This is a genomic window from Halochromatium roseum (assembly GCF_016653315.1).
Classification (GTDB): Bacteria; Pseudomonadota; Gammaproteobacteria; order Chromatiales; family Chromatiaceae; genus Lamprobacter; species Lamprobacter roseus.
The window spans coordinates 109,549-134,544 of the sequence record NZ_NHSH01000046.1; the positions used below are offsets into that span (position 1 = coordinate 109,549).

Here is a 24,996-nt window from a genome sequence, read left to right on the forward strand (position 1 = left end):
CATTTTTCGGGGTGGCGCCGCGCCATGAGCACGAGGCTGCCGGCGATGACCACTCCTGATTCGGCTGGTGCAGCTGGAGAGACCGCGCCGCCGGCGATCTTCATCACTGGACCAACGGCGTCAGGCAAGACGGCGTTGGCGTTGGCGCTGGCGGAGCAGTTGCCCTGCGAGCTGATCAGCGTCGATTCGGCGCTGGTCTATCGCGGGATGGACATCGGCACCGCGAAGCCTGCGCCGAGTGTGCTCGCTCGCTTCCCGCATCGCTTGGTCGACATCTGCGATCCCAGCGAGGCCTACTCGGCGGCGCGCTTTCGCGTCGATGCGTTAGCGGCGATGGCTGAGATCACCGCTGCCGGGCGCATTCCGCTCTTGGTGGGCGGTACCATGCTCTACTGGCGCGCCTTGGTCGGCGGCCTGTCGCCGCTGCCGACCGCACAGCCGGAGGTTCGCGCGCAGTTGGCTGAGCGTTTTGCTGCGGAGGGCGCCGCCGCGATGCATGACTGGCTGGTCGAGGTCGATCCGTTGACTGCGGCAAGGGTGCATCAAAATGATCCGCAGCGTGTGCAGCGGGCGCTCGAGGTGTTCTTGGTCAGTGGTCGGCCAATGAGTGAGCTTTGGCGCCGGGACGCCGGCAGCGCGCTGCCATACCGCGTGTTGAGGCTCGTGCGCTCGCCACGCGAGCGGGCGACGCTGCATCAGCGCATTGAGCTGCGGTTGCAGGCGATGCTTGCGGCGGGGTTTGAAGATGAGGTCCGCGCTCTGTATGCGCGCGGCGATCTGGATGCGACGCTGCCATCGATGAGGGCGGTCGGATATCGGCAGCTTTGGGCCTATCTCAGTGGCGAACTGAGCTGGGAGCAGATGCGCGAGAAAGCGCTGGTGGCCACTCGGCAGCTTGCGAAGCGGCAGTACACCTGGTTACGCGCTGAGGAGAACGCGGTTTGGCTCTGGGATGGGGCTGAGGTCGAGCAGGAGGCATTGCAGCAGGTGGAGGCCTTCCGGTCTTAACGTGAATCTCACGCGATTCATGTTTTAAGGCGATGCCGCGCCATGGGAGTGAGTCCTGCCAGGTCTCTCTGGATCGCATGGCTCGGTCGTTCTCCAGGGGTAAGGCTTTTCCTGGGACGCTCTCCTGGCTTGCGGTTTGCTTGGGCATCTGCGCTGATCTCTGTGCTATCTTGCATTACTTTATCGGTTTCATCGCATGTCGCGCCGTGCTGATGCCGGTCCGTGATAACAACAAGGAGAATCGCCCATGTCTAAGGGGCAGAGTCTACAAGATCCCTTTTTGAACGCCTTGCGCAAAGAGCGGGTTCCGGTCTCGATATTCCTCGTGAACGGGATCAAGCTGCAAGGTCAGATCGAATCGTTTGATCAGTTCGTTGTGCTGCTGAAGAACAATGTCAGTCAGATGATCTATAAACACGCCATCTCGACCGTGGTGCCGACGCGCAATGTCAAGTTGCCGCTGCCCCAGGATGGGATCGAGGAGGACGACGGCTGATCGTCTCACGCGCAGACTCGAGGCCATCCAGCATTTTCGGTGGTCTGAGGCAATCCGATGCTTGAGCGTCCTGAGGCCGGTGAGCGCTCAATCCTGGTGCAGATCGCCATGGGTGGCCAGCGGACGACGGATGATGCAGCCGAGGAGTTTCGGCTGCTCGCCGAGGCCGCTGGTGCGGAGGTGGTCGGGATGCTTGGCGGGTCGCGAGATACGCCTGATCCGCGGCTGTTCATCGGCGCTGGCAAGGCCGATGAACTGAAGGCATTGGTCGAGGCCGCTGCTGCTGAGCTGGTGATCTTTGATCATGCACTGAGTCCGGCTCAGGAGCGCAATCTGGAGCGGCTGCTTGCCTGTCGTGTCGTTGATCGTAGCGGCCTGATTCTTGACATCTTTGCTCAGCGCGCCCGCTCTGCCGATGGCAAGCTGCAAGTCGAGCTGGCGCAGCTCCGACATCTCTCGACCCGGCTGGTACGCGGCTGGACCCATCTGGAGCGCCAGAAGGGCGGTATCGGGCTACGCGGTCCGGGTGAGACCCAGCTCGAGACGGACCGCCGGCTGCTCGGTCGTCGCATTGCGCTGCTGAACCAGCGGCTGACCCATGTCGAGACCCAGCGTGGACAGGGTCGACGGGCGCGAAATCGTGCTGAGATCCCTACCGTGTCGCTAGTGGGCTATACCAACGCGGGCAAGTCGACACTGTTCAATCGGCTGACCGAGTCGGACGTCTATCAGGCGGATCAGTTGTTTGCGACCCTCGATCCCACTCTACGTCGCTTGCGCCTGCCGGCTGGTCCGGCTGCGGTGCTAGCCGATACCGTCGGCTTCATCAACGGGCTTCCGCATGAGCTGGTCGCAGCCTTCCGCTCGACCTTGCAGGAGACGCGCGAGGCCTCATTGCTGCTACATGTGGTTGACGCGGCATCGCCGGAGCGCGACCGCCGCATCCGCGATGTCGCGTCGGTGTTGGCGGAGATCGGTGCGCAGGACTGTCCGCAGCTGTTGGTCTACAACAAGATCGATCTGGTTGATGATCAGATTCCACGCTTGGATCGTGATGCCGAGGGTCGGCCTTGGCGGGTCTGGATGTCGGCGCAGACCGGTGCTGGTGTCGAGCTGCTGACCGAAGCCTTGAGTGAGCGCTTGCGTGGCGAGCTGGTGCACGCATCGCTCCTGCTCGGCCCGGCGGATGGCGCCTTACGCGCCTGGCTGTTCGAGCACGCCAGCGTCCTCAACGATGTCGGTACCGACGAAGGTGGTTGGCGCATGGAGGTGGAACTAGCGCGGCAGCAGGTCGAGCGCTATCTTGAGGCCGATCCGCGTTGGCAGCAGTGTCGACTCAGGGGCGAGCCGGCATTGTCGTAACCCGCCGACGCCACGTACAATGCGCGGTTTTGGCTTAGAGTACGTCTTTAGATAACCGCGTCCTTGATAACCGCAGCGAGGGCGGCACTTTCCCACTCTAGACGCTGTCAGCATTCTCGGCTGAAGACTGCAGAGGCCGCCGAGAGGCGGTAACGGTCGACTGCGAGCCGCCCTGCAGAACGCAGGGCGCTCGCTTCGCGAACAGCGAGAGTCGACGTCACGACGCGACGCAACAACGTGTAATCGGAGCAAGTATGGCCTGGAATGAACCGGGAGGTGGCAACCGGGACCCCTGGGGTAGCAACCAGGGCGGCCCTGGCAATCAGGGTGGGCCGCCGGACCTCGACGAGATCGTGCGCAAACTTCAGGAGCGGGTCAGTGGCCTGTTCGGAGGCAGGGGATCGTCGTCGAGTTCTGGCGGTGGCGGGGGTCCGAGCGCGGTGGATTTGAGCCTGAAGACGATCGGCGTGATCCTCGCCGGTGTGTTCATCGTCTGGCTATTCACCGGGATCTACATCATCGATCCGGCCGAGCGCGGCGTCGTACTGCGCTTTGGGGCCTACGTGAAGACCACGGCGCCGGGGCCGCACTGGCACATTCCTTGGCCAATCGAGCGGGTCGAGGTCGTCAACGTTGATGAGATCTCCTCGTTCAGTCATAAGGCAGCGATGCTGACGCGCGACGAGAACATCGTTGACGTCGAGCTGACGGTGCAGTCGCGTATCCAGGACGCATCCAACTACCTGTTCCAAGATCAGGCGCCAATGAAGACCTTGCGGGATGCCACGGAAACCGTGGTGCGCAAGACTATTGGTGGCGCCAAGCTCGACTTCATACTGACCGAGGGTCGAAGTGCCGTAGCGGCGATGATCCAGCAGGGTGTTCAGTCCCTCATGGATGAATACAAGACCGGGTTGCTCGTGACCTCGGTCAACATGCAGCCAGCGAAGCCGCCCGAGCAGGTCAAAGACGCCTTCGATGACGCCATCAAGGCGCGCGAGGATAAGGAGCGGCTCGAGAACAAGGCTGAGGCCTACGCCAATGAGATCCTGCCGCAGGCTCGTGGTGAAGCGGCGCGCGCGATCGCAAACGCTAAGGCCTATCGAGATCAGGTCGTGGCTTCGGCTGAAGGTGAGACCTCTCGCTTCAATGCGATTCGGACTCAGTACGAGAAGGCCCCAGAGGTGACGCGTGAGCGTCTTTATCTCGAGACCATCGAGTCGGTCTTGACTGGAAGCAATATGGTGCTGATCGATGTGCCGCAGGGGAACAGTCTGATGTATCTGCCGTTGGATCAGATCATGCGGAGCCAAACGGCGCAGGTCGCGCAGCCGCGGACCTCGATGCGCAATGGCCCTGATTCGAGCCAGTACAACGCGCCGCCAACCACGTCTCAGCTCCGCGACGTATCCCGCGATCGGAGTTCACGCTGATGGATGACACCAAGAAAATCCTGATTCCTATTGCGGTTGCGCTGCTTGCGCTGATTGTCCTCGCATCGACCTTCACGGTGCAGCAGTGGGAGACGGCCATCAAGCTGCGGCTCGGTGAGATCGTGCGCAGTGATTATGAGCCGGGCCTGCATTTCAAGGTGCCAGTGCTGAATAACATCATGCACTTCGATGCGCGCATCCAGACCCTTGATGCCAGACCGCAGCGGTTCCTGACCATTGAGAAGAAGGACGTCATCGTCGACTCTTACACGAAATGGCGCATCAACGACGCCGCGCAGTTCTTCCGCTCGACCGGCGGCGACAGTGCGCGCGCCGAGCGGCTGCTCTCCGAGCGGATCAATACCGCGCTGCGTGACGAGTTTGGTAAGCGCACCATCCAAGAGGTGGTGACCGAAGACCGTATCGAGCTGATGAAGGCGTTGACCAAGGTCAGTGATACGCAGGCCGGCGAGCTGGGTGTTGAGGTGCTGGATGTGCGGGTCAAGAAGATCGACCTGCCGCCGGAGGTCAGCGAATCGGTCTACAATCGCATGCGTGCCGAGCGTGAGCGAGTCGCGCGTGATCTGCGGGCAAAGGGTGCTGAGGCTGCTGAGCGCATCCGTGCCGACGCTGATCGGCAACGCACCGTGATCATCGCCGATGCCTACAAAGAGGCCGAAGAAACGCGCGGTGAGGGTGATGGGCGGGCGGCTGAGATCTACGCCACCGCCTATCAGCAAAACCCAAACTTCTACGCCTTCTACCGAAGCCTGAATGCCTATCGAAGCACCTTCGCCAATCAGGGCAGCACACTGGTGCTCTCGCCGGATTCGGAGTTCTTCCGGTTCTTTAACTCGCAGGACCCCGGCTCGGCTGCAGCCTTGAGTGGATCGCCCCGCTTGCCAGGAACGGCCACGCGCTAGCGTCTTGGTTGTCGCCAGCCACCAAGAGGCCCGGCAGAGACTGCCGGGCCTTATTTTTTGTGTCTCGTCAAGGCCTGGCATCTGACTCGCCGCATAGACAGGCCACAATGGTTCTGCAATCATCGCCGCTGTTGTCGCGCAGCGATTCGCTCCTGAGACGATTCAATCTTATTTACACATTCGTTGAGTGCGCCGGTTGATCCATGTGGCATGCCTTGCTCCTGGCACTGTCCTTGATGCTCGTGATCGAGGGACTGCTGCCATTTATCGCTCCCAATGGGTTCCGCCGACTCCTTCTGCAGGTTGCCTCTCAGGACGCTCGCAGCCTCCGGCTTTCGGGGCTCCTGAGTATGCTTAGCGGTGTTGCACTCCTCTACCTGGTTAACTGAGCCTGATCTGATGAACGACGAGCGTTGGCTTCTGCCGACCGGCATCGAAGAAGTACTGCCCGCTAGGGCCGCTGAGTTAGAGCGGTTGCGTCGACGCTTGCTCGATCTCTATCGAAGTTGGGGCTATGAGTTGGTCATCCCACCGTTCATCGACTACCTGGAAAGCCTGCTCACGGGGACCGGTCGGGATCTGGACCTGCAGACCTTCAAGCTCACCGATCAGCTGAGCGGGCGACTGCTCGGTGTGCGCGCTGACATGACACCGCAGGTGGCGCGGATCGATGCGCATCATCTGCGCCGCGAGATTCCCACCCGGCTCTGCTATCTGGGCACCATTTTGCATACCCGCACCGATGGCTTTGCTGGCACCCGTAGTCCGCTGCAGATCGGTGCCGAAATCTACGGGCATGATGGCCCGGAGAGCGATGTCGAGGTGCTGCGACTGTTGGTGCGGACCCTTGAGACCGCGGGCATTGAGTCGCCCTACCTCGATCTTGGTCACGTTGGCGTGTATCGGGGGCTGATCCAGCAAGCGGGGTTGTCGCGTGCTGATGAGCTGCGGTTGTTCGATGCGCTGCAGCGCAAGGCGAGCGCGGAGATCGATGCGATCATCACCGAGACCGGGGTTGCCGGGCCTGTTGGGACCATGCTGCTCTCGTTGGTCGAACTCAATGGTGAGGACGCCCTCTCGCGTGCGAGTTCGATGCTGCAGGCGGCCGACCCTCAGGTCTTAGGCGCGCTTGATCGACTGCAGCGGGTTGCCGACGAGCTGCGGCGTTGGCTGCCGGAGCTGCCGGTACATTTCGATCTCGCTGAGCTACGCGGCTACACCTACAAGACCGGCGTCGTGTTTGCTGCGTTTGCACCTGGCTGGGGGCTCGAGATCGCGCGCGGTGGGCGCTACGACGACATTGGCCGGGTGTTTGGGCGCGCGCGCCCGGCGGTTGGCTTTAGCTCCGATTTGAAGGGGCTGATTGCGCTCTCGGCGCTGGCTTCGGCTGACGAGGCTGCGCCGGCAGCGGTGATGGCGCCTTGGGATGCTGATTCCGATCTTCAGTCGATCGTCGAACGGCTGCGAGCCGAGGGTCGGCAGGTGCTCTATGAGCTGCCTGATCAGCGCGGTGTGCCGAGCGATTACAACTGTTGCGAACGACTGGCGAAGATTGATGGCGTCTGGCAGCTTGTGCCGGATGTGGCCGCCTGAGCTGAGCCGGCATGAGCCGATGCGTCATCAAGGCCCGGCGCCGAGCGGCTGCCGACGCTGTGAAAAGTTTGGCTGATCGAGTGACCAGAACCAGAGGAATACATGGGTAAGAACGTCGTCGTGATTGGCACCCAGTGGGGTGACGAGGGCAAGGGTAAGGTCGTCGACCTGTTGACCGAGCGTGCGGATGCGGTGGTGCGTTTTCAGGGTGGCCACAATGCCGGCCACACGCTGGTCATCGATGGCGAGCAGACGATCCTGCACCTGATCCCTTCCGGCATCTTGCATCCGGGCGTCCGCTGCCTGATCGGCAATGGTGTGGTGCTGTCGCCGGAGGCCCTGCTCACGGAGCTGTCGACGCTCGAGCAGCGCGGTATCCCGGCGCGCGAGCGCATTGGTATCAGCCCCGCCTGTGCCTTGATCCTGCCCTATCACATCGCGCTCGATCTGGCGCGGGAGAAGGCGCTCGGCAACAAGGCCATCGGCACCACCGGACGCGGTATCGGCCCCGCCTACGAAGATAAGATCGCGCGTCGTGGCATTCGACTCGGTGAGTTAGCGGACGTGGTGCACTTCGAGGAACGGCTGCGACAGGTGCTGGATCAGCACAACTTCACGTTGCAGCAGCAATTCGCGGCGGAGCCGATCGATGTTCAGCAATGCCTGGACCAGGCCCTCTCTCAGCGTGAACAGCTGCTACCGATGATTACCGACGTGACGGGGGAACTTGAGCGTCTGCGCGCCGAGGGCGCGAACGTGCTGTTCGAGGGGGCGCAAGGTGCACTGCTGGATATTGACCACGGAACCTATCCGTTCGTGACCTCGTCGACCACCACGGCTGGCGGTGCTGCCAGCGGCAGCGGTGTCGGTCCGCTGCATTTGGACTATGTGCTCGGTATCGTCAAGGCCTATACCACTCGCGTTGGGGGGGGGCCGTTCCCGACCGAACTCGATGACGCCGACGGCGAGAGGCTCGGTGCGCGCGGCCATGAGTTTGGTGCGACCACCGGCCGTAAGCGCCGCTGCGGCTGGCTGGATATGGTTGCGCTCCGGCGTGCTTTCGTCATCAATAGCGTCTCGGGGCTTTGTGTGACCAAGCTTGACGTGCTTGACGGCATGGAGCGACTGCGTATCTGCGTCGCCTACGAGCTTGATGGCCGCGAGCTCGAAGCTCCACCGATCACCGCCGATGAACTCGCGCGCTGTACGCCGCGCTACATCGAGCTGCCAGGTTGGCAGGGCTCAACGGTCGGCGCCGAGTCCCTGGATGCGCTGCCAGCCGAGGCTCAGGTCTACCTAAAAACACTGGCGGAGCTCGGTGGGGTGCCAATCGATATCGTCTCGACTGGACCGGATCGTGCCCAGACATTGACCGTTCGTGATCCCTTCGATGCCTGAAACAACCTTGATCACAGACAGCCTCAGCCTGATGGCGATCGGCATGGGGACTGTCTTCAGTTTCTTGCTGTTGCTCGTGCTGCTGCTGAAAGGCATGTCTTGGCTGGCAGAAAAGCTGGCGCCGGCCGGGGTCGAGCCGGTGTTGGCGCCGGCGCAGGTGCCCCGCAGCGGTCAGACCGCCGATGCCGAGCTGATTGCCGTGATCAGTGCTGCGGTTGCGCGCTATCGCTCTCAGCGGCGGCAATGACCAACACCTTTGCACGGCCCAACGACGTCTTCTGCTTTTTGACGATCACGGTCTCTGCTTGGAGTCCAAGCTGGAACCCACGCTGGAACTCAAGCCGGAACCCAACCTGGAACACAGGCCTATGAGCGAACCGAAACCTCTCGGCATTACCGAAGTCGTTCTCCGCGACGCCCATCAATCGTTGCTGGCGACGCGCATGCGCATCGAGGACATGCTCCCGATCGCGGCCAAGCTCGACCAGGTTGGTTATTGGTCGTTGGAGACCTGGGGTGGTGCCACCTTCGATGCCTGCATCCGTTATCTCGGTGAGGACCCCTGGGAGCGTCTACGCCAGCTCAAGGCGGCGATGCCCAATACGCGCCAGCAGATGCTGTTACGGGGCCAAAACCTGCTCGGCTATCGGCACTATGCCGATGATGTGGTAGAGACTTTCGTCGAACGCGCGGCGAAGAATGGCGTCGATGTGTTTCGCATCTTCGATGCGATGAACGACCTGCGCAACCTCGAGCAGGCCATCCGTGCGGTGCTGGAGACGGATGCGCATGCACAGGGCACGATGTCCTACACGGTGAGTCCGGTCCACAAGATCGATTACTGGGTCGACATGGGCAAGCGGCTTGAGGAGCTGGGCTGCCATTCGATCTGCATCAAGGACATGGCTGGGCTGTTGCGGCCTTATGTCTGCGAGGAGCTGATCACGCGGCTGAAGGAGACCTGCTCGGTACCGATCGCGTTGCATTGCCATGCGACTACCGGCATGAGTACCGCCACCTACATCAAGGCCGCCGAGGCTGGAATCGATGTGGTCGATGCAGCGATCTCCTCAATGAGCATGACCTATGGCCATTCGCCGGCCGAGTCGCTGGTGGCCATTCTGGATGGCACCGAGCGTGACACCGGGCTTGATCTGTTGCTGCTCGAAGAGATCGCGGCCTATTTCCGTGAGGTGCGCAAGAAATACGCGCGCTTCGAGGGTTCGCTCAAGGGTGTCGACTCGCGCATCCTGGTCGCGCAGGTACCCGGCGGCATGTTGACCAACATGGAGAACCAACTGCGGGAGCAGGGTGCGACCGACCGCATGGATGAGGTGCTCGCCGAGATCCCGAAGGTGCGTGAAGATCTGGGCTTCATTCCGTTGGTGACACCGACCTCGCAGATCGTCGGCAGCCAGTCGGTGCTGAATGTGCTGATGGGCGAGCGCTACAAGAGCATCACCAACGAAACCGCGGGCGTGCTGCGTGGTGCCTACGGGGCGACGCCAGCGCCGGTCAACGCTGAGCTGCAGGCGAAGGTGCTGAAAGACGGCGAGGAGCCGATCACCGGACGTCCTGCAGATGATATTGCGCCTGAGATGAACCGGTTGACCGTTGAGCTTGCCGATCTTGCTAGCGAGCGCAGCATCAAGCTGGCGAAAGACGCCGTCGACGACGTGCTGATCTATGCGATGTTCCCGCAAGTCGGGCTCAAGTTCCTCGAGAATCGGGGCAACGCATCGGCCTTCGAGCGACCGCCTTGGGAGATCGAACCGGTTCCAGCGCCGACCGCTGCGCCGACCGCAGTTGCCGCACCATCGCTCGCCAACAACGAGCCGGAGTCCTACCACGTCGAGGTCAACGGCAAGGGCTACGATGTCAGGGTGTCGCCGCAGGGTGTGGTTGAGCGCGTGCGCTCGGTGGAGACAGCGGATGAGGTCTCGACCCTGATCGAGGGGCGGGTGATCACCGCGCCGATGGCTGGAAGCATCGTTCGGATCGAGGTTCGCAGCGATCAGAGGGTCGAGTCCGGAGACGTCTTGGTGGTCCTTGAAGCGATGAAGATGGAGACCGAGGTCCGCGCGCCCTCAGCCGGACGGGTCACCGATATCCGAGTCAAAGCGGGTGACGCAGTGGCGCTCGGCGCGCCCCTGCTCGCGTTAGGCTGAATCGATGGCCGAACTCCTGACGCTTTGGCAGTCGACGGGTGTCGCCAACTTCGCTTGGGGCCAGCTGTTGATGATCGCGGTTGGCTGTGGGCTGGTCTATCTGGCGATTGCCAAAAAGTTTGAGCCCTTGCTGTTGTTGCCGATTGGCTTTGGTTGCGTGCTCAGCAATATCCCGGTTGCCGGCATTGGTGGACCTGATGGCTTGCTCGGGATGGTCTACAGCGTTGGGGTGGAGACCGGCATCTTCCCGCTGCTGATCTTTATGGGCGTGGGGGCGCTGACCGACTTTGGTGCCTTGATCGCGCGTCCATCGACCTTGTTGCTCGGCGCAGCGGCGCAATTTGGCATCTTTGCCACGCTGCTCGGGGCGGTTGCCCTGAATTTCGTGCCAGGCTTTAACTTCACGCTGCAGGATGCCTCAGCGATCGCGATTATTGGCGGTGCTGATGGCCCGACGGCGATCTTCCTTGCCTCACGGCTAGCGCCTGATCTGCTCGGTGCGATCGCGGTTGCGGCCTACTCCTATATGGCATTGGTGCCGATCATCCAGCCGCCGATTATGCGGGCGCTGACCACCAAGAAGGAGCGGGAGGTCGTGATGCAGCAGTTGCGGCCGGTGTCGCGGCTCGAGCGCATCCTGTTCCCCTTTGTCGTCCTGGCCCTTTGCGCCCTGCTGTTGCCCTCGGCGGCGCCGCTGATCGGGATGCTGATGTTCGGTAACCTGCTGCGCGAGAGCGGTGTGGTCGAGCGCCTGAGTCGGGCTGCGCAAAACGAGATCATCAATATCGTGACCATCATGCTCGGCCTGGCGATTGGCTCGAAACTCTCGGCTGACAAGTTTCTCGCCCTCGAAACACTGGGTATCTTGGTGCTAGGAGCCCTGGCGTTTTCGATTGGCACCGCGACGGGCGTTCTGATGGGCAAGATCATGTACCGGGCGACCGGCGGTAAGGTGAACCCATTGATCGGTGCGGCAGGCGTGTCGGCGGTGCCGATGGCAGCCCGCGTGGTCAATCGCGTTGGCCTCGATGCGAATCCGCACAATTTCTTGCTCATGCATGCGATGGGGCCGAACGTGGCAGGCGTGATTGGCTCTGCGGTTGCAGCGGGCGTTCTGCTCGCCTTGGCCGGAAGCTGATCTTGACAGCCGTGATGCTGTCGTTTTATATTTAAGGGCTTATGTCGGTCTCTTTCCCGGATCTTCTCGACCCCAGAAAAGCGGTCGCGCAACGTGCGGTGTACGAGGGTGAATGCGCATTGAGGCGCCTGCCGAGGCTATCGCCGTTGCTCTGGCGGCCTGAGGCTGAGACCCCGATTGAGGCGGCTGCGGAGCCGGGTAACGGCCTCGTCCGCTATCGGTTTGAGTTCGGTTCCGATCCCGACGGCTACGCGACGGTCAGCGGTGCAGTAGAGGCCAAGCTGCCGTTGCGCTGCCAGCGTTGTTTTGAACGTTATGATCTCGCCGTGAATACCGAGGTGAGTCTCGCGCTGGTAACCGGCCTTGATGAGGCCAACGCCCTGCCGCCCCAGTATGAGCCGTTGATGATCGAAGATCGGCTGCTGCGACCCGCTGATCTAGTAGAAGATGAACTCATCTTGGCGGTTCCTGCAGTTCCGAGGCATCCGGAAGACGAATGCGAGCCGCCACCGGTGCTCGCCGCCGACGCATCGGCTCCAGTCAAGCAGCAGGCGCCGGTGAAGGAGGCTTCTCGGCATCCGTTTGAGAGTCTGGCTGCGCTGAAAACAACACGCGATGACCCTGAGAGTCAGGACTAAACGCGACCAACGCGGAGATCGAAATGGCCGTTCAACAAAATCGTAAGACCCCCTCAAAGCGCGGCATGCGTCGCTCCCACGATGCGCTTTCCCGCCCAACCCTGTCGGAAGACAGCACGACTGGCGAGATCCATCGGCGCCATCATGTGACGCCGGATGGTTTCTACCGCGGCCGCAAGGTCGTCGATAAAGAAGCCTGAGGCGTAGCAGTCGACCGAACCGGTTGTCTCGACTGACGTCATTCAAGCGGGCGGAAGGGCGCTAGGCCCCGCCGCCGACTCCTCCTGCATCCGCCGCGTCTGCGAACAGGCTTCATCGATTAGGAGATACCGACTTGGCTGTTCGACAGACTCTCGCGTTAGATGCGATGGGCGGGGATCACGGTCCTGGGGTCGTGATCCCGGCAGCGTTGCGTTTCCTCGATCAGCGACAGCACTGCCAACTCATCTTAGTAGGTCGGCAAGAGGCTATCGCTGAACACCTGCCAAGCTCAGCTGCGCGTGATGATCGTATCCGTATCCACCATGCGTCGCAGGAAGTGGCGATGGATGAGTTGCCGTCGAAGGCCTTGCGCGGCAAGAAGGACTCGTCGATGCGTGTTGCGATCGATCTGGTCAAACGCGGCGAGGCCGATGCCTGTGTGAGTGCGGGGAATACGGGCGCGTTGATGGCGACGGCACGTTTCGTCCTGAAGACATTACCGCATATCGATCGTCCTGCCATCATCACCGCGATTCCTGCCCTCAAGGGTCAAACCCATATGCTCGACCTCGGTGCCAATGTGGATTGCACCGCTGAGCATCTGTTCCAGTTCGCGGTCATGGGCAGCGAGCTGGTCCGGGCGGTTCAGGGCCTGCCGATGCCGCGGGTTGGGTTGCTGAACATCGGCGCCGAAGAGATCAAAGGCAACGATCAGGTGCGCGCAGCCCATGAGTTACTGGCTGGCAGTTCTCTGAATTACGTCGGCTACGTCGAGGGTGACGATGTCTACCTCGGCGACGTCGATGTGGTCGTCTCTGATGGGTTCGTCGGTAATGTTGCGCTGAAGGCGAGTGAAGGTGTTGCCAAGCTGATCGCCCAAATGCTGAAGCGACGTTTTCGGCGCAACTGGCTCTCTCGGCTATCGGGTTTAGCTGCGCTTCCAGTGCTTCGGGGTTTCCGTGCCGAGGTCGATCCGCGCCGCTACAACGGTGCCAGCCTGCTCGGTCTGCGTGGAATCGTGATCAAGAGCCACGGCGGCGCCGATGCGCTCGCGTTTGAGCACGCACTGCGTATCGCTGATCAAGAGGTTCGCTCTGGTGTCATTGCTCGGATCGAGCGTGAGGTCGAGGTTCACCTCGGTGAGGCGAGAGCCTTGAAGCTACGCGCTGCGGAGGTTCCAGCATGAGTCGCTTTACGCAGATCCTCGGGACGGGCAGCGCCTTGCCTGCCAAGGTCGTCACCAATCAAGATCTCGAACGTCAGGTCGATACCTCCGACACCTGGATTCGAGAGCGCACCGGCATTCGGCAGCGCCACATCGCTGCAGATGATGAGACCTGCGTCGATCTGGCTGAGCGCGCTGCGCAGGCGGCCCTGGCTGCTGCCGGCGTGTCGGCCGCAGCGCTTGATCTGATCGTGGTGGCGACAACGACACCAGATCAGACCTTCCCGAGCAGTGCCTGTCTGCTGCAGGAGCGCTTGGATAGCCATGGCTGTCCCGCTTTCGATGTTCAGGCGGTTTGCACCGGCTTCATCTATGCGCTCGCGGTCGCGGAAAAGTTTATCCGCACCGGCAGTGCTGAGCGTGCGCTCGTTGTCGGGGCAGAGACCCTTTCACGGATCATCGATTGGACCGACCGCGGGACCTCTGTGCTGTTTGGTGATGGCGCCGGAGCCGTCGTCATCGGCGCCGCTGATGAGCCGGGCATCATCTCGACCCACCTGCATGCCGATGGCGCTTATCGCGAGTTGCTGCAAGTGCCGGCTGGCATTGGCAATGGTGGCAATGGCTCGCCGTATATGCAGATGAAGGGCAATGAGGTCTTCCGGGTGGCCGTGACAACGCTGGGGGCGATTGTTGACGAGACCCTGGCCGCGAACAATATGACCCGCGCCGATATCGATTGGCTGGTCCCGCATCAGGCCAACCTTCGGATCATCAAGGCGACGGCACGCAAGCTCGATCTGGCGATGGAGCAGGTGGTGGTGACGGTGGGCGAGCATGGCAACACCTCAGCCGCGTCGATCCCGCTCGCCTTTGACCAGGCGGTTCGCGATGGTCGCATCCAGCGCGGTCAGATCGTGCTGATGGAGGCGTTCGGCGGCGGTTTTACTTGGGGCTCGGCGTTACTCCGCTACTGAACGACCCTTCTGGAGCTTTTGATGACCTCCCATCCCGCGTTTTTCTTTCCCGGGCAAGGTTCGCAGGCGATCGGCATGTTGGCCGAGCTGGCAGCTACCTTTCCATTGGTAAAAGCAACCTTTGATGAGGCCTCGCAGGTTCTCGGCCGAGATCTTTGGGCGTTGTCTCAGGACGGGCCGAAAGACGAGCTTGATCAAACAGTCAATACTCAGCCAGCGATGCTCGCGGCGGGTGTTGCTGTCTGGCGGGTCTGGCGCGAGCAGGGTGGTGCAATGCCCTCGGTCATGGCCGGGCATAGTTTAGGCGAGTACAGTGCGCTGTCTTGTGCCGGTGCCCTGACCTTTGCGGATGCGGTAAGCCTTGTTGCAGAGCGCGCGCGGTTAATGCAAGCGGCGGTTCCCGGCGATGCTGGAGCGATGGCAGCGCTGCTCGGGCTCGATGATGACGCTGTTGCAGCGCTCTGTCGGTCGCAGGCGGAGGGGCAGGTGTTGGAGCCAGTCAATTTTAACGCACCTGGACAGGTCGTCATCGCCGGGGAGCGCGAGGCTGTGCAGCGAGCGATCAACGCATCCAAGGCCGCTGGCGCGAAGCGCGCGGTTTTGTTGCCGGTGAGCGTGCCCTCGCACTGCGCATTGATGCGCGAGGCTGCTGCTGAGCTGGCGGCGCAGCTGGACCAGGTCGAGCTGCACCTGCCTTCGATTCCGGTGATCCACAACGTGACTGTGGACACGGCGGAGTCGCCGGCGCTGATCCGGCAGCGTTTGGCGGAACAATTGTTCAGTCCGGTGCGCTGGGTTGAGAGCGTGCGTACCGTTGCCGACCGCGGGGTTCAGCTCGCGATCGAGGCGGGACCTGGGAAGGTGCTGACTGGGCTAGGAAAACGAATCGATAAACGTCTGACAACGCTACCGGTGTTCGATCCGGAAGGGTTGTCGCACGCACTCGAGGTTTGTACAAATGTCTGATTCCATCCTTGCAGGCGAGATCGCTCTAGTGACCGGTGCAAGCCGCGGAATTGGAGCCGCGATTGCCGACGAGCTTGCGCGCCTGGGTGCGAAGGTTGCGGGGACCGCGACGACAGAGACGGGTGCAGCGAGGATTGCCGAGCGTTTGGGCGCTGCGGCCGAGGGCTGCATCGGCTTGTGCCTGGATGTGACCAAGCAGGCCTCGGTCGATGCCGCGCTGGTCGCGGTCGAGGAGCAGCTGGGATCAAAGCCAACAATCCTCGTCAACAATGCTGGAATTACGCGCGACAATCTGTTGATGCGGATGAAAGAGGCAGAATGGGATGCGATCCTGGACACCAATCTTACGTCCGCCTTTCGGCTCTGCAAGGCCTGTGCGCGATCGATGACCAAGGCGCGCCATGGCCGGATCATCAATGTGAGCTCAGTGGTTGGCGTCAGTGGCAACGCGGGACAATGTAACTATGCGGCATCCAAGGCCGGGCTGATCGGGTTCAGCAAGTCACTGGCGCGGGAGCTCGGCCCGCGCGGCATTACCGTGAATGTGGTCGCGCCCGGATTCATCGATACGGATATGACCCGTGAGTTACCCGAGGCCCAGCGGGACGCACTCTTGGCGAGCATTCCGCTCGGTCGGCTTGGGGCTGCGGAAGAAATTGCTGCTGCGGTCGCCTTCTTGGCGATGCCAGCCGCTGCGTATATCACCGGCCAAACCATTCATGTCAATGGTGGGATGCTGATGGTCTGAATTAGATCGCTGATTTGAAAAAACAAATCGCGGTTTTTGGGCAGATACTGCTGGGCGTCGATTGAGCTTTCGTCCGCCAGTGTTTGTCTCTAAAATGGCGCAGCCTCTCCTAGAGAAGGTGACGTGTCTTTACTTCCTGAGGGTTTACCAATCATGAGTAGCGTTGAAGAGCGGGTGCGTAAGATCGTCGTCGAGCAGCTCGGCGTCAAGGAGGAGGAGGTGACCATGGATGCGTCATTCGTTGACGACTTGGGTGCCGACTCGTTGGATACCGTCGAGCTTGTCATGGCGCTCGAGGAAGAGTTTGAGACCGAGATCCCGGATGAAGACGCCGAGAAGATCACCAAGGTCAAAGAAGCTGTCGATTACGTCAACGCGCATCTCGGTTGATCCTGAAGTTGATCCTGAAGCCGTGCTTATCCGGCGCATGCCGGAGCGCGTCGGTCGTGGTCTTGCAGGCGCTTAGGTCGGCTTGAGGTCGACGCCTGTGCACGACCTGGGAGTGGGCTGGAGCTGTTCGGCGGTTTTGTGTCGCCAACTAGATTTGAGGGGTAATTCATGTCAGGCAGAAGGGTAGTCATCACCGGGCTCGGTATCGTGGCGCCGGTGGGGCTCGACATTCCGTCCGCTTGGGATAGCATCCTCGCGGGGCGTAGTGGGATACAGCCAATCACCCACTTCGACGTGAGCCCCTTCAGCAGCCGTTTTGGCGGTCCCATCTATGGGTTCGATGTGACCCAGTACGTGACCAAGAAAGAGTCACGTAAGATGGATGCCTTCATCCACTATGGCATTGCCGCTGGCACCCAAGCCATCGAAGACTCAGGCCTCGAAATCACCGAGGAGAATTGCCGGCGGATCGGCGTCGTGATTGGCTCGGGTATCGGTGGCATTACCGGCATCGAGAATAACTACGGTGCCTACCTCGATGGCGGCCCCCGCAAGATCTCGCCCTTCTTCGTCCCGGCCAATATCGTCAATATGGTTGCTGGCGATTTGTCGATCAAGTACGGGCTCAAGGGGCCGAACTATTCGATCGTCTCTGCCTGCAGTACCGCAACCCACAACATCGGTGATGCGGCGTTCATGATTCGTCATGGCGTTGTCGACGCGATGCTGGCTGGTGGTGCTGAGATGGCCACATCGCCCGTTGGGCTCGGCGGCTTTGCCGCTGCGCGTGCGCTGTCGACGCGCAACGACGATCCTCAGGGAGCGAGCCGCCCGTTCGACAAGAACCGCGATGGCTTCGTCCTGAGCGATGGCGCTGGGGTGATGTTGTTGGAGGAGTACGAGCACGCGAAGGCGCGTGGCGCTCGCATCTATGCCGAGGTCGTTGGCGTTGGTATGAACTCCGATGCCTATCACATGACCGCACCTTCGCTCACCGGCGAGGGCGCGAGCGATTGCATGTTGATGGCCCTTGCCGATGCAGGCCTGGATAAGTCTGAAGTCGACTACATTAATGCCCATGGTACCTCTACGCCAGCCGGTGATATCGCTGAGACGAAAGGGATTAAGCGGGCCTTCGGCGATGCCGCTTATGAGCTGGCAGTGAGTTCGACCAAGTCGATGACGGGCCACATGCTCGGTGCGGCCGGCGGCGCTGAAGCTATCTTCACAGTGCTTGCGATGCGCGACCAGGTTGCGCCGCCAACCATCAACTACGAGACGCCAGACCCTGACTGCGATTTGGACTATGTTCCGAATACAGCGCGTGAGATGAAGATCGATGTGGCGCTGAGCAACTCCTTTGGCTTTGGTGGCACCAACGGTACTCTCGTCTTCAAGCGAATCTAGCCCAGCTGGGCGGCCTCTGGGATCGACGGCCATGGGCTCAGCGTTACCGCACCGCCGCCGGCGGTGCCTGATCAACGGTGAGGCGCGGTCTGACATTGATGTTCGAGACCGAGGCCTCGCCTATGGCGATGGTCTCTTCGAGACCATCGCTGTGCGCTCTGGCCGACCTTGCTGCTGGCTTGACCACCTTGACCGTCTCGCGCGTGGTGCTGCGCGGCTGAGGCTGCCGTTACCATCGCCAGAACGTCTAAAGGCAGAAGCCAACAAGCTCGTCGTAGGCGTCGAGGTTGGAGTACTGAAGGTGATGATGACGCGCGGCCCGTCCGCGCGCGGCTATCGTCTACCGTCCGACCCTCAGCCGACACGTATCCTGTTGCTCGACGAACCGCTTGCTGATCGTGGTGATGCTGCTGCCACAGAGGTCCGACCTGATCCCCGAGCTGGCCAGGGCGTCGAGGTCCGGCTGTGCGAGACCCGGCTCGGCATCAATCCGCAGCTCGCGGGTCTAAAGCATCTCAATCGACTCGAGCAGGTGCTCGCGCGCTCAGAATGGAGCGAGCCAAGCATCGATGAGGGCTTGATGCTCGATGCTGAAGGGGCCTTGGTTTGCGGTACCATGAGCAACCTGTTTCTGGTCACCGAGGCCGGCTTCGAGACGCCATTGATTGATCGCTGCGGGGTTGCTGGGACGGCGCGGGGACGGCTGTTGCGGATCGCAGCCGAGGCCGGTTATCAGGTGCAAGAGCGGCGGCTGAGCCTCGATCATCTGATCAGGGCGCAAGGCGCTCTGTTGACGAATGCGCTCTTTGGGGTTTGGCCAATCCGAGCCTTCGACGGCCGTGAGTTCGACCTTTCGCTGTTGCCGTGGCCACTGATCGATCGGGTTCGCGAGCAGCTGATGCAACCGGAGTCCCAGTGGTGAGAGCCTTCTTTGCAGGACTGTTGTCGCTTATCTTGGTCGGCGTAGCGGTCAGCGGCGTGCTCTTGCTCGAGTATTGGCGTTTCTTACAAACACCGATCGAGCTTGTCGCTGAGCCTACTCCTGAGTCAGAACCTGGCGTCGAGCTGGCCCAGTACCCGGATCAACGCATCGTCGAGATTGCCCCGGGCACGCGCTTGCGTGAGCTGGCCACGCGCCTCGCGGACGATGGGCTCATCAGCGACCCCTATTTCTTCATTGCGCTTGCGTATCAGGAGCGCGTGCAGAACAAGATCAAGGCGGGCGAGTACGCACTGGTCAATGGCATGCGGCCGTTGGAGCTGATAACGATGTTCGCGAGCGGGCGCTCGATCCAGTATCCAGTGACGTTGATCGAGGGGCGTCGGTTTCGCGACGCCGTCGATAGCCTGGCGAACCATGAGGTGCTCAAGCTGGAACTGGCCGGTATGTCAGATGCCGAGGTCATGCAGCGAGTTGGCATTGAGGATGAGCATCCAGAGGGTTGGCTGTTTCCAGACACCTATCTGGTGACGCGCGAGAGTACCGATATTGCCTTGCTGAAACGCGCCCATGCGCGGATGAAGCAGGTGCTGAGCGAGGAGTGGGACCAGCGCGCAGACGGCTTGCCCATCGAAACCCCCTATGAGGCGCTGATCTTGGCCTCGATCATCGAGAAGGAGACCGGGCTTGCCGAGGAACGCCCAGACATTGCCGGGGTATTCGTGCGCAGGCTGAAGCGGGGTATGCGGTTGCAGACCGATCCAACCGTGATCTATGGGATGGGCGATGACTACGACGGCAACATCCGGCGTGAGGATCTGCGCCGAGCAACGCCTTACAATACCTATGTGATCGATGGTCTGCCGCCAACGCCGATCGCGTTGCCGGGGCGTGAGGCGATCCATGCTGCATTGAACCCAGCCGAGGGTGATGCGCTGTATTTCGTTGCTAGGGGCGACGGCAGCCATCACTTTTCGGCGACGCTCAGGGAACACAACTGTGCGGTCCGCAAGTACCAGCTTGGTGGGCGCTGTGACATGATCAAGGCGACTGTCGAGGAGCGTCCCTGATGGCTGCTGCGGAGACGAACAGCGGCCTGGTCTTGGGCGAATTAGACGAGAAGCGTCGCGGCCGTTTCATTACGCTTGAAGGTGGCGAAGGCGCTGGCAAGACGACTCAGCTCAGGCGCTTGGTCGACTGGTTGCAGGGGCAGGGTATCGATCCGCTGGTCACCCGCGAGCCGGGTGGAACGGCAGCGGCCGAGCGGATGCGTGCGCTGCTGCTCGATTCGACCAACGCTGAGCTTTGCCCAGACGCGGAGTTGTTACTGGTCTTTGCTGCGCGTGCCGACCATCTGAGGCAGCGTGTCGAACCCGCGCTCGCGGCGGGACGTTGGGTCGTCTGCGATCGTTTTACCGACGCAACCTATGCCTATCAGGGAGGTGGTCGGGGGTTGGATCGAGCGCGGATTGAGGTGCTGGAGCGCTTTGTGCAGCGCGGTTTGCAGCCCGATCTGACGCTGATGTTCGATCTGCCGGTTGCGACCGGGTTAGCGCGTGCCAGGCAACGCTCGGCGCCGGATCGTTTCGAGGCTGAGGATCTGGCCTTTTTCGAGCGCGTCCGAGCGTCCTATCGAGAGATCGCCGAGCGATCGGCTGATCGGGTGTGTCTGATCCGAGCCGATCAAACCGAGGAGGCGGTGGCTGCTGAGGTCAGGGCCTGCGTTACCAGTCGTCTGCTAAGTGTGGCCTGAGTTGGTGGACCCGCTCAGATCCTCATCGAGGCCGTCAGAACCGGTACCGTTGTGGTTAGCGTCGACCTGGCAACGGCTGGCGAATGCGCATCGACAGGCCCGGCTTGGTCAGGCCTTGATCCTGAGCGGGCCGTTAGGGATCGGCAAGCGTCTGTTGGCCGATCATCTCGCGCAACGGCTGCTCTGTACCGCAGCCGATGCTGATCAACGTCCTTGCGGGACTTGTGCCGACTGTACCCTGTTGGCGGCTGGCAACCATCCTGATCGCTTCGTGCTTGCGCCCGACACAGAGGGGGCGAGCGGCGAGATTCGAGCGGAGCAAGTGCGTCAACTCTGCACGCGTGAGGTCTTGACACCTATGCGGGGCTCGACGAAAGTGCTTGTGGTTGTGCCGGCAGATGCGATGAACCTGTTTGCGTCGAACAGTCTCTTGAAGACCCTAGAGGAGCCCGCGGACTCGACGGTTTGGATTCTGATCACCGAGCGGCCGCAGCGTCTGAGTCAGACGATTCGCAGTCGCTGCCAGCAGATCAGCTTGAGCGCGCCACAGGCGGAGCAGGTCTTACCCTGGCTGAAAGCACGTCTCGCACAGGGTCCAGCCAAGGCGAATGCGAAGGGCGATGTCGACGCGAGCTTGAACTCAGAGCGGGCCGAGCAGTCGCTTGCATTAGCGCAGGGGGCCCCTTTTCGGGCCTTGGCGCTCGCCGAGAACGGTGCCCTTGAACTGCGCCAGGGGCTGTTGGATGCCATCATTGGTGTCGCCCGCGGGGAGCTTGATCCCCTCGCCGTCGCCAATGATTGGCAGCGACTCGAGCCGTCGGCGGCGCTGGCTGCGATGATTGATGGGCTGAGCGACCTCTTGCGCCTCTCGGTTGACCCCACGGGCACGCGGATGATCAACCTCGGAGCGCGCCGAGCTCTTGCGACGCTCGTCGAGCAGATCGAGCCGGCTGCGGGGCATCGGTTGTTGCAGATGCTGCTGCAGGCGCGGGTGTCAATCGATGCCCCCGTCAATAAGCAGCTCTTATTTGAGGCCCTATTGGTGCGTTGGGCGCGGCTCGCTAGGGCTCGCGCTTAAACGCTGCCAGTCCTATCCTAGGCAAGCGGATGTTTCGACAGGTTTCAGGAGGTGGTTCCCATCGCCCAATCAGAGCGACCCGGCCAGCAGCCAGAGGCGCGCCGTCGCATCCTGAGCCTGGTGATCAAGGATCGCCGGGCGCTCCATGCTGCCTATATGCCGTTCATCAAGAACGGTGGTCTCTTCGTTCCGACGAGCCACCCTTACCAGCTTGGGGATGAACTCTTTCTGCTGGTGCAGTTGTTGGATGAGCCTGATCGTATCCCGGTTGCCGGCCAGGTCGTGTGGGTGACGCCGGTGGGTGCGGAAGGGAACCGCGCGGCGGGTGTTGGCATCCAGTTCAAGGAGCAGGAAAAGAACGATATCCGTCATAAGTTCGAGCAGTATCTGCCCAGTGGCGCTGATGCGCAGCGTCCAACCCATACGATGTGAGCCTTGTGTTGATTGCTTATGTTGGTCGATTCTCACTGTCATCTCGATCGCGTTGATCTGAGTCCTTACGATGGGGACTTTAGCGCCATGCTTGGTCGCGCAGGCGAAGAAGGCGTTGGACATCTGCTCTGCGTTTGCATCGACCTCGAGCGCTACGCCGCGATGCGTCGCCTGGTCAGCCCTTATTCGAACGTGTCTGTGTCGGTTGGTGTCCATCCGAGCGAGCAGGGTGGTGATGAGCCTTCGATCGAAGACTTAGTGCGGCTCGGATCTGATCCCGAAGTAGTGGCGATCGGCGAGACGGGTCTCGACTATCACTACAATGAGGGTGATCTGGCATGGCAGCGAGAGCGATTCCGGACTCACATCGAGGCCGCGAGAATGCTGGCAAAGCCCTTGATCATTCATACGCGTGACGCGCGCGACGATACCATTGCGATCATGCGCGACGCCGGGGCTGATGCAGCCGGTGGCGTCATGCACTGCTTCACCGAGACCTGGGAGATGGCGAAGCAGGCACTTGACCTCGGTTTCTACATCTCATTCTCTGGCATCCTGACCTTCAAGAATGCGCAGAGCTTGCGCGAGGTTGCGCGCTCTGTGCCCCTGGAGCGTTTGTTGATCGAAACCGACTCGCCGTATCTCGCGCCGGTGCCGCACCGAGGCAAGAAGAACGAGCCGCGCTTCGTGACCCATGTCGCCGCGCAGGTCGCGGAGCTGCGTGGTCTGCCTGTCGAAGCGGTTGCCGAGCTGACGACAGAGAATTTCTTTCGCCTGTTCACCAGTGCGGCCAAACCGTCTAGCGCGGCGGCCTGAGCCTTGGCGGCTTGAGCTTTGACAGAAATGGCCTCAGACCTCATCAAGGTTCACAAGGCGCTCGCTGATCTCCCAAACGCGGGCATTGGCGGCCGGATCGCGCGCCTGGGTCGGCAGCGAGATGATGCGGCAATCGCCGAAGTATTCGCCGCTGATCTCAGCGACCTCGGGGGACTCGATCAGGTACATGACCCGCTCTGCGGCTTGCTCGGGCTGAGCAAGCGCCCAACCGACCAGTAAGCTGACCGATTTCCAGAACAGGCCCTGTGCGCCGTCGGTGCCACCGAGGTTGGATTTGAATACGCCTGGGAAGACGCAGTTGACGGTGACACCGGTACCCTTGATCTGCTTGGCTAGCTGTCGTGTGATGTGCAGCATGCCGAGCTTTGATTCGACGTAGGCGCGCATCATCTTGAACGAGCGCCCTTCCCAGTTCAGGTCGCCGAGTTCCATCGACTCGTTAATGCGGGTTCCGACGTTGATGATCCGCGCGGGTGCGGCGGCCTTGAGTTGATCGAGCAGCAGGTTTGTAAGTAGGAACGGTGCCAGGTGGTTGACCGCAAGCGTGCATTCGATGCCATCCTCGCTCAGGCAGCGCTGTGGAAAGGCGGTTCCTGCATTGTTGACCAAGAAGTCGAGTGCTGGGGCTTTCTCGCTGACCTCTTGGGCGAGTCTGCGGACCTGGGCCTGCGATTTCAGGTCCGCGATCAGGAGTTCGAGTCGGTCGTTTCCGGTCGCACCCTTGAGTTCCTCGAGGGCCTCTTCGCCCCGCTGCGGGTCGCGGGCCACCATGAGGACGCGCGCGCCTCGGGCTGCGAGCGCGCGCACAACGGCCTTGCCGAGTCCAGAGTTTGCGCCTGTGACCAGCGCGGTTTTTTCAGTTAAATCCATCGAGGGTCCTCGTCAGGTCGGTCAGTCGGTTGCGCGTCGAAGCTCAAAGGCTGGTGGCGCTGCCGTTGAGCTGGGAGACAATGTCGCCGCGCAATAGAAGCCGACTTGGTCGGCTGTGAATCGGCAAAAACACTCATCGTATGATGTTGGTCACGGCTGATGTCTCGAGTATTGATGTGGGTCAATCTTGATCTGAGTCAGGTCTTTGAGGTGACCAGCGTTCGTTAGCAAGCTTGGCATCGGCGTGGTACTGGCCGATGATGAAGGGTCTTCAGCCTTGGTTACAAGGGACATAAGCTGATGGTTCATCCGTCTGATCCTAAACCAGAGCACCCGCCGGACGTGGCGGGGTTTCTCTACCGAGAAGCCTCAGGCGAACAGCCTCCTCTGTCCGATGCGGATGCTGCTGTTGCTCAGCGCAAACCGAACCCGACAATCGAAACCCTGCAAAGCTCGCTGATTGAGCGCATTGCGGCGGTCGATGATGAGCGGCGGCGCACCGCCACGCAGATGCATCGAGCCCTCGAGTCCCAGCGTGGAGAGGTTGCGGCCTTGGCGAGCTTCCAGCGCATGGGGGTGATACTGGTCGCTGCCCTGATGATACTCCTGACGGTCCTCTCTATTGGTTTTGTTCTGTTTCAGATTGATCGAATGCAGCGGGATTGGCGTGCTGATCTCGAGCAGTTGCAGCAGCGGATCGCGGCGATGGAGGCTAGCGCATGGATGACCACCGATCAGCACACTGTTACTGAGCAGCAGTCAGCCGTCTCCACCTCTGCTTCAACAGCTGTCGCTGCGGTTGAGACAACAGCAGCTGACTTGCTGACTCAAGGCCTAGAGGGCCAGGTCGCGGTGTTGCGCGAACGTCTTGAACGCCTGATGGTCGATGTCGCCGCGTTCAAATCAACCAGTGCCGATGCGACAGTTGATAGCGCAGATGCAACAGCTGTCGGCGCAGATGACATAGCTGACAACGCAGACACGACCGCAAATGCGCAGGCGGTGGGCGAGCATTCAACCGCTGTCTTGCCGAATGATGACATGGTTGTGCAAATGCATGTCGATGCTGAGCGCT

Annotated in this window: 27 protein-coding genes; 25 read left to right on the plus strand and 2 right to left on the minus strand. The window is 61.3% G+C overall.

Annotated elements, in window-relative coordinates; all coding sequences use genetic code 11:
- Positions 1-45 precede the first annotated feature (45 nt).
- The 25 genes from miaA (at position 46) to CCR96_RS07105 (ending at position 23,030) form a co-directional block, all read left to right on the plus strand.
- A complete protein-coding gene (miaA, locus tag CCR96_RS06985; RefSeq protein WP_201219213.1) occupies positions 46-1,008 on the plus strand; it encodes a tRNA (adenosine(37)-N6)-dimethylallyltransferase MiaA in 963 nt (320 codons plus the stop codon).
- Positions 1,009-1,255: 247 nt separating this feature from the next.
- Positions 1,256-1,504, plus strand: a complete 249-nt coding sequence (hfq, locus tag CCR96_RS06990; protein WP_201219222.1) for an RNA chaperone Hfq — start codon at positions 1,256-1,258, stop codon at positions 1,502-1,504.
- Positions 1,505-1,561: 57 nt separating this feature from the next.
- Positions 1,562-2,866 carry a ribosome rescue GTPase HflX gene (hflX, locus tag CCR96_RS06995; RefSeq protein WP_201219224.1) on the plus strand — a complete coding sequence of 435 codons (1,305 nt, stop codon included), beginning with the start codon at positions 1,562-1,564 and terminating at the stop codon, positions 2,864-2,866.
- A 254-nt stretch (positions 2,867-3,120) separates the two neighbouring features.
- Positions 3,121-4,299, plus strand: coding sequence for an FtsH protease activity modulator HflK (gene hflK / locus CCR96_RS07000; RefSeq protein WP_201219226.1), 1,179 nt, complete (start codon positions 3,121-3,123; stop codon positions 4,297-4,299).
- Positions 4,299-5,222: a protease modulator HflC gene (gene hflC / locus CCR96_RS07005; protein ID WP_201219228.1), complete on the plus strand. Its 924-nt coding sequence runs from the start codon at positions 4,299-4,301 to the stop codon at positions 5,220-5,222. The genes hflK and hflC overlap by 1 nt, the downstream gene beginning before the upstream one ends.
- A 236-nt stretch (positions 5,223-5,458) precedes the next feature.
- On the plus strand, positions 5,459-5,611 hold the full coding sequence (locus CCR96_RS07010) for a DUF2065 domain-containing protein (protein ID WP_420827256.1): 153 nt from the start codon (positions 5,459-5,461) through the stop codon (positions 5,609-5,611).
- Positions 5,612-5,621: 10 nt separating this feature from the next.
- The gene (locus CCR96_RS07015) at positions 5,622-6,815 is read left to right on the plus strand and encodes an ATP phosphoribosyltransferase regulatory subunit (RefSeq protein ID WP_476702833.1); all 1,194 of its coding nucleotides are present in this window, start codon (positions 5,622-5,624) and stop codon (positions 6,813-6,815) included.
- Between the two features lie 102 nt (positions 6,816-6,917).
- Positions 6,918-8,213: an adenylosuccinate synthase gene (locus tag CCR96_RS07020; RefSeq protein ID WP_201219232.1), complete on the plus strand. Its 1,296-nt coding sequence runs from the start codon at positions 6,918-6,920 to the stop codon at positions 8,211-8,213.
- Entirely contained in the window at positions 8,206-8,460 is a 255-nt protein-coding gene (locus CCR96_RS07025) for an OadG family protein (protein WP_201219234.1), read from the plus strand. Before CCR96_RS07020 ends, CCR96_RS07025 begins: the two co-directional genes overlap by 8 nt.
- 121 nt (positions 8,461-8,581) lie before the next feature.
- Positions 8,582-10,381 (plus strand): sodium-extruding oxaloacetate decarboxylase subunit alpha, encoded by a 1,800-nt coding sequence (gene oadA / locus CCR96_RS07030; protein ID WP_201219236.1) that lies wholly within the window; start codon positions 8,582-8,584, stop codon positions 10,379-10,381.
- A gap of 4 nt (positions 10,382-10,385) precedes the next feature.
- Complete coding sequence (locus tag CCR96_RS07035) at positions 10,386-11,519, plus strand: sodium ion-translocating decarboxylase subunit beta (protein ID WP_201219238.1); 1,134 nt, start codon at positions 10,386-10,388, stop codon at positions 11,517-11,519.
- Between the two features lie 41 nt (positions 11,520-11,560).
- Positions 11,561-12,157, plus strand: coding sequence for a YceD family protein (locus tag CCR96_RS07040; protein WP_201219240.1), 597 nt, complete (start codon positions 11,561-11,563; stop codon positions 12,155-12,157).
- 23 nt (positions 12,158-12,180) lie between these two features.
- A complete protein-coding gene (rpmF, locus tag CCR96_RS07045; RefSeq protein WP_201219242.1) occupies positions 12,181-12,357 on the plus strand; it encodes a 50S ribosomal protein L32 in 177 nt (58 codons plus the stop codon).
- 134 nt (positions 12,358-12,491) lie between these two features.
- Entirely contained in the window at positions 12,492-13,544 is a 1,053-nt protein-coding gene (gene plsX / locus CCR96_RS07050; protein ID WP_201219244.1) for a phosphate acyltransferase PlsX, read from the plus strand.
- The gene (locus CCR96_RS07055) at positions 13,541-14,500 is read left to right on the plus strand and encodes a beta-ketoacyl-ACP synthase III (protein WP_201219246.1); all 960 of its coding nucleotides are present in this window, start codon (positions 13,541-13,543) and stop codon (positions 14,498-14,500) included. The genes plsX and CCR96_RS07055 overlap by 4 nt, the downstream gene beginning before the upstream one ends.
- 21 nt (positions 14,501-14,521) lie before the next feature.
- Positions 14,522-15,466, plus strand: a complete 945-nt coding sequence (fabD, locus tag CCR96_RS07060) for an ACP S-malonyltransferase (RefSeq protein ID WP_201219248.1) — start codon at positions 14,522-14,524, stop codon at positions 15,464-15,466.
- Positions 15,459-16,214, plus strand: a complete 756-nt coding sequence (fabG, locus tag CCR96_RS07065) for a 3-oxoacyl-ACP reductase FabG (RefSeq protein WP_207191896.1) — start codon at positions 15,459-15,461, stop codon at positions 16,212-16,214. The genes fabD and fabG overlap by 8 nt, the downstream gene beginning before the upstream one ends.
- Positions 16,215-16,367: 153 nt before the next feature.
- Complete coding sequence (gene acpP, locus CCR96_RS07070) at positions 16,368-16,604, plus strand: acyl carrier protein (protein WP_200240133.1); 237 nt, start codon at positions 16,368-16,370, stop codon at positions 16,602-16,604.
- Between the two features lie 168 nt (positions 16,605-16,772).
- On the plus strand, positions 16,773-18,011 hold the full coding sequence (fabF, locus tag CCR96_RS07075; RefSeq protein ID WP_201219250.1) for a beta-ketoacyl-ACP synthase II: 1,239 nt from the start codon (positions 16,773-16,775) through the stop codon (positions 18,009-18,011).
- Between the two features lie 31 nt (positions 18,012-18,042).
- On the plus strand, positions 18,043-18,933 hold the full coding sequence (gene pabC, locus CCR96_RS07080; RefSeq protein WP_201219252.1) for an aminodeoxychorismate lyase: 891 nt from the start codon (positions 18,043-18,045) through the stop codon (positions 18,931-18,933).
- The gene (mltG, locus tag CCR96_RS07085; protein ID WP_201219254.1) at positions 18,930-20,021 is read left to right on the plus strand and encodes an endolytic transglycosylase MltG; all 1,092 of its coding nucleotides are present in this window, start codon (positions 18,930-18,932) and stop codon (positions 20,019-20,021) included. The genes pabC and mltG overlap by 4 nt, the downstream gene beginning before the upstream one ends.
- A complete protein-coding gene (gene tmk, locus CCR96_RS07090; protein ID WP_201219256.1) occupies positions 20,021-20,704 on the plus strand; it encodes a dTMP kinase in 684 nt (227 codons plus the stop codon). The genes mltG and tmk overlap by 1 nt, the downstream gene beginning before the upstream one ends.
- 49 nt (positions 20,705-20,753) lie before the next feature.
- Positions 20,754-21,782 carry a DNA polymerase III subunit delta' gene (gene holB / locus CCR96_RS07095; protein WP_201219258.1) on the plus strand — a complete coding sequence of 343 codons (1,029 nt, stop codon included), beginning with the start codon at positions 20,754-20,756 and terminating at the stop codon, positions 21,780-21,782.
- Positions 21,783-21,833: 51 nt separating this feature from the next.
- Positions 21,834-22,214 carry a PilZ domain-containing protein gene (locus tag CCR96_RS07100; RefSeq protein ID WP_338035835.1) on the plus strand — a complete coding sequence of 127 codons (381 nt, stop codon included), beginning with the start codon at positions 21,834-21,836 and terminating at the stop codon, positions 22,212-22,214.
- A gap of 18 nt (positions 22,215-22,232) precedes the next feature.
- Positions 22,233-23,030: a TatD family hydrolase gene (locus CCR96_RS07105; protein ID WP_201219260.1), complete on the plus strand. Its 798-nt coding sequence runs from the start codon at positions 22,233-22,235 to the stop codon at positions 23,028-23,030.
- Between the two features lie 33 nt (positions 23,031-23,063).
- On the opposite strand, the gene CCR96_RS07110 is transcribed toward CCR96_RS07105, so the two are convergent.
- Positions 23,064-23,921: an SDR family NAD(P)-dependent oxidoreductase gene (locus tag CCR96_RS07110; RefSeq protein ID WP_201219262.1), complete on the minus strand. Its 858-nt coding sequence runs from the start codon at positions 23,919-23,921 to the stop codon at positions 23,064-23,066.
- A gap of 369 nt (positions 23,922-24,290) precedes the next feature.
- Entirely contained in the window at positions 24,291-24,662 is a 372-nt protein-coding gene (locus CCR96_RS07115; RefSeq protein ID WP_201219264.1) for a hypothetical protein, read from the minus strand.
- Between the last annotated feature and the right edge of the window lie 334 nt (positions 24,663-24,996).